Raw genomic sequence first — 288 nt, forward strand, 5'->3', positions numbered from 1 at the left:
CAACTCCTCCATCCGGCTTTCGATCTATTCCCGCCGGGTTATCATCAAGACGATGCAAATGGTGGGGGCCACCAAGGCTTTTATCCGCCGGCCGTTTATCGCCACCAGTGTCAAACTCGGGATGATCGGAGCCTGCCTGGCACTTTTGGCACTCTACGGCCTGCTGGTTTACCTGGACGGCAACTTCCCGGAACTGGGGCTGCTGGACGACCTCCCGCAAATCGGGTTGCCCTTTGGGGTCGTGTTCCTGCTCGGCATATTCATTGCCGGGAACAGCACCTTTTGTGC

The 288-nt window shown here is 58.0% G+C and carries 1 protein-coding gene; it reads left to right on the forward strand.

What is annotated here, in order from left to right:
• Positions 1-288: cell division protein FtsX (locus ACRHNM_RS16605; protein WP_431137732.1), on the forward strand; the 288-nt coding region annotated here is incomplete at both ends.

Source organism: Psychroserpens mesophilus (assembly GCF_050617655.1).
Taxonomy (GTDB): Bacteria; Bacteroidota; Bacteroidia; order Flavobacteriales; family Flavobacteriaceae; genus Psychroserpens; species Psychroserpens mesophilus_A.